This window comes from Streptomyces sp. NRRL WC-3549 (assembly GCF_000721935.1).
Classification (GTDB): domain Bacteria; phylum Actinomycetota; class Actinomycetes; order Streptomycetales; family Streptomycetaceae; genus Streptomyces.
This window is the reverse complement of record NZ_KL585400.1, coordinates 94,489-98,763: the sequence shown is the minus strand read 5'-3', so window position 1 is coordinate 98,763 and position 4,275 is coordinate 94,489. Positions and strand designations below refer to the sequence as shown.

General features: G+C 74.0%; 4 protein-coding genes and 1 pseudogene. 2 read left to right on the top strand and 3 right to left on the bottom strand.

Going from position 1 to position 4,275, the window contains the following annotated elements:
• Window positions 1-363, bottom strand: a pseudogene (locus tag IH13_RS0116280) (hypothetical protein); the annotation flags it as partial.
• Window positions 364-581: 218 nt separating this feature from the next.
• Window positions 582-1,343: a DUF4232 domain-containing protein gene (locus IH13_RS0116275; RefSeq protein WP_031085056.1), complete on the bottom strand. Its 762-nt coding sequence runs from the start codon at window positions 1,341-1,343 to the stop codon at window positions 582-584.
• A gap of 342 nt (window positions 1,344-1,685) precedes the next feature.
• On the opposite strand from IH13_RS0116275, the gene IH13_RS0116265 reads away from it, so the two are divergent.
• Window positions 1,686-3,170, top strand: a complete 1,485-nt coding sequence (locus IH13_RS0116265) for a helix-turn-helix domain-containing protein (RefSeq protein ID WP_051835854.1) — start codon at window positions 1,686-1,688, stop codon at window positions 3,168-3,170.
• Window positions 3,171-3,454: 284 nt separating this feature from the next.
• On the opposite strand, the gene IH13_RS0116260 is transcribed toward IH13_RS0116265, so the two are convergent.
• Window positions 3,455-3,742 (bottom strand): DUF4190 domain-containing protein, encoded by a 288-nt coding sequence (locus tag IH13_RS0116260; protein WP_031085052.1) that lies wholly within the window; start codon window positions 3,740-3,742, stop codon window positions 3,455-3,457.
• Between the two features lie 162 nt (window positions 3,743-3,904).
• Between IH13_RS0116260 and IH13_RS0116255 the strand changes: the two genes are divergently transcribed.
• Window positions 3,905-4,275 (top strand): hypothetical protein (locus IH13_RS0116255; RefSeq protein ID WP_031085051.1); only part of this gene is annotated, 371 nt, incomplete at its 3' end.

Below are 4,275 nucleotides of genomic sequence, written 5' to 3'. Positions count from 1 at the left end.
AGCCAGCGGCAGCGAGCCGCGCTGCCGGGCGAGCGTGCCGCCGCTCCACAGCGCCCAGGCCATGGCGCCGATGTCCTCGGCGGACCGGGCCGCGCGGTAGCCGGCCTTCCACGCCCGGTCGGCCTCCTCGTTGCGGCCAAGCCGGCGGCAGGCCTCCGCGACGGCGAGCTGGCAACGGGCCACCTCCCCGTGGTCACCGGCCGCCTCCGCCGCCCGCAGCTCCTCGATGCCCCTGGCGCGTACGTCGGTGAGTGAGGCGTTCACCGAGAGGGACCCCAGAGCCCCCTGGTACTCCGGGGCGAACGCCTTGCCCCGCTGTGCGACTTCCCCGAGCGGTTCCTGCTGTGCTGCCACGTGTGTCATCCCACCGTTGCGCGCGTCGTCGGTCGTTCTGGTCGCTCACGACCGTATGAGGCGGTGGGCGGGGCGCGAATCCCTCTGCGTGCTGGTCGTGGGTCAGTCCCGAGGGCTACGGGACGGGCCCGCTCCTCGTCAGCGGGACGTACGGGAAGACGCCCAGAAGGCCCGGTCCGGGCTGCTGCCGGACCGGGCCTCACCGGGGATCTGACGGGGCGCCGGGCTCAGTACATGAGGGCGTCGGCCATGTCGGCCTGCCAGTAGGTGACGGTCAGGGTGCTGTCGACGTATACCTTCTCGGCGAGCGGCACGTTCGCCCCCTGACCGGTGGAGCCGGAGAGGTCGCGGCCCTGGAAGTAGACGCTGAGGCTCTTGGTGGAGTAGCCGCCCGTGCCGCTCCCGTCGGCGGAGGAGGTCATGACACCGGCGTAAGCCGACTCGCCCGGGGCGAGGGTCACGACGGCCTGCGGCTTGCTCTCCTCGAAGGCCGGGGGCACGGACTGGGCCTCGCCGAAGCGCACGGCGGGGTAGCCGTAGGCGTTGCACGCCTTCGAACCGGTGTTGGTCACGGTGAGCAGCGCGTGGTTGACGGGCCGGGACACGGTCTTGAACGTCACCTTCGAGTTACCGCCGTGGCAGGCGAGGGTGACGGGGCCGTCGTCGTTCCCCTGTCGTGCGGCGGTCTGGGTGAGGTGCGTACCGGGGCCGGTCTTCGCGGTGGCCGAACCGGAGGCGGAGGGCGAACCGGAGGCGGAGGCGGAGGACGAACCGGAATCCGCCGCGGTCTCGGAGCCGGAGGCCTGCACGCCCTGCTCGGGGGCCTTCGCCTCGGCGGCCGGCTCGGCCGCGGCGGCGGGGACCGGGGCGGAGGTGCCGGCGGCAGTCTGTCCGGATCCCTGGCAGGCGGTCAGGGAGAGCCCGGCCAGCAGGGCGGCGGAGGCGAGGACGGTGGTGCGGGTGGTGCGGCGGAGGCGAAGGGTACGCATGAGGTGGTTCTCCCCGTTCAGTTGGTGTTCGTGTTGTCCCGGGGCGCCGTTTTGGCGCGCCGGGGTGTTGCCGGATGTACTGGGTGGTGACGCGTGGTCAGAGGCGCCACAGGAGTGTGAGGACGGTGGCCGTGGAGGCGATCAGCACCCCTGTGGCGATCGCGTCCGCCAGGAACGGTCCGAGTCGGGTACGCACGGCGTCTCCTGGGTGGGACGAGGCGGGCTCGGTGGTGTGGCCCCATCCTGTGCGGCGCCGGGGCCCGGTGGCAACGATCGCCGGGCGGTGCGGGACACCGGAACGCTGGAACGCCATCTGACCTGCGGAAACAGTGCGGCCCTGGAATGCCGTTCCGGGACGCGGTAGAGGGAGGGACGGTCGGGGTGGGTACGGAGATCCAGGATTTCGCGGCGGAGCTCAGGGGGCTCAAGGAGCGGTCCGGGCTGAGCTACGGGGCGCTCGCCGGCAAGCTCCACATGAGTACGTCGACGGTCCACCGCTACTGCAACGGTGACGCCGTCCCGCACGACTACGCACCGGTCGAGCGGTTCGCCCGGGTGTGCCGTGCCTCGGGCGACGAACTGGTGGCCCTGCACCGGAAGTGGATCCTCGCCGACGAGGCGAAGCGGCGGGGCGCGCGGAAGCCGGAGGCGGGCGGTGGCCCGGGGGCGCGGGCGGCGGTGGAGAGGCCCGGCGCGGCGGCGGCGCCGGACCCCGTGTCCGGCCGGGACGTGGAGCACGGCACGGAGCACGGCACGGAGCCGGTGCTGGTGCCGGTGCCGGAGCAGCCGGCCACCCCGGGCTCGTCCACCGCCCCGCAGCGGGGGACGCACCAGGAAGCGGAATCCCTACCGGAGGCCCCGGCGGCCGGGGGACCCGATCCCACGGCCACCGTGCCCGCACCCCGGCGGACGTGGTCGGGGCGGGCCAAGGTCCTGCTCGCCGCCGCGGCCGTCGTGGCCCTCACCGTGCCGGGGGCACTGGCCGTCCACGGTTTCGGCGAGGACGACCCGGCCGACGAGGCACGCCCCGCAGGGGTCGTCGGCGGCGTGGTCGTCACACCGGGCCCGGCCGGCAGGGCGGGAGGAGCACCGAGCGCCGGCGGTTCCCCGACGCCCGGCCCGGCGTCCGGCTCGCCCTCCGCCACCGTCCCCTCCGCGTCCCCCGGCACGCCCGCCGGGAAGGGCGGGGAGGCCGGGAACGGCGGAGTACCCGTGCACGCCACGATCACCTCGTACAACTGGGAGGCGCCCTGCGGGCAGTACTACCTCCTCGACCGGGCGCCCGAGGACGTACCGGCGCCGCCGCCGGCGCCCCAGGGCACCCGGGGCTGGGCGAAGGGCCTGGGCGGCGTGGACGGGGGCGCCATGAGGCTCGCACTCACCCTCCAGGGCACCTCGGGGGAGGCGGTGGTGCTGAACGCGATGCACGTGCGGGTGGTCGCGCGTGAGCCGGCGCTGGCCTGGTCCGCGTACTCCATGGGGGAGGGCTGCGGGAGCGGGATCACGCCCCAGTCCTTCGACATCGACCTGGACGACGGCCTGCCGCGCTCCACGCCCGTGGCGGGGCAGCAGGGGGACGAGGTCGTCCCCGCGAAGGACTTCCCGTACCAGGTGAGCTCCACCGATGTCGAGGTGTTCCACCTGGACGCGCACGTGGAGGACCACGACGTGACCTGGTACCTGGAGCTGGAGTGGACCAGCGGCGGCCGGAGCGGCACCCTGCGCGTCGACGACGGCGGCAAGCCGTTCCGGACGAGCGGCATCGCGACGCGGCCCGAGTACCGCTACCGCACCGACATCGCGCAGTGGGAGGAGGCGGGACTCTGAGCGGGCCACCCCGGGGCGGGCCGGGGCTGGCCGGGGCGGCTCGGGCACCGAGACGCCCGACGGTGGACCGGATCGCCGCACCGACCGGTACCACCGGTGAGAGGCCGCGGCCCGGCCGGTCCGCCGCGGGCTGCGAACGGACGTACGGCGACGGGGCGACGCGCGTACGGCGACGGGGCGACGCGCGTACGGCGACCGGCGCGACGGACGTACGGCGACGGCGCGACGGGGGCGTGCAGTCCACCACCGGTGGCCCGCACCCGTCGCGCCGTCGCCGTACGGTGTCAGCCGCCGACGTACCAGCTGAAGCCGCCGGACGAGCTGGCGGCGATCATCAGGACGACGAAGAGCACGAGGTCGATGATGCCGAGGACGAGTCCCGCCTTGGCCATGCCCGCGCCGCCCTTCGCCGCCACCTGGCGCAGCCCGAACACGCCCAGGACGATGGCGACCGGGCCCAGGACCACGCTGAACACGACGAGCCCCACGATCCCGCAGACCAGGCTCGCGACGGCGAGGCCGTTGGTCCCCGACCGGGATGCGGCCGTGGATGAACCGTTGTAGTGCGTCATCACTCTCTCTCCCGTCAATTCGCCCCGAAGTGGATGGAGTTGCGCTACGGGGCGGGTGCCCTGCTCCGGCTCCCGCAACCACCCCGGGGCCGGGGGTGTGACCGCCTGCGGCGGGGGCATACGGGCCTCACCTGCCGTGCGTCAGGTGAAGGGAAGTGGCCCATGAGCGAGACCCTCGATACGCCGGCGGCGACCGCCGCGGTGATCACGGAGCCCGTGCCCGACCTGCAACTCCAGCTGTTGATGAGACTGCTGGACAGAGAGCAGCGGTCCGGTCTGCCGGTCACCCTGACGCTGTCCTGCGGCATCCTCCACGGGGACCTGATCGGTCACGAGGCGTGGAAGGCGGACTGGGCGAGGTCCCTGCGGCAGGTCGAGGGCGAAGGGACCAACCTGCTCGCGGAGTTCCCCGAGACGGTGGACCAGGGCATCAGGGAGCTGGCGGCGGACGACGGCGGGGCCTCGCTGCCGCGGTGGATCCACCTGAGGGACGCCACCCTGGTGTTCGGCGGTGCGGGCACCGGGCGGCTGCC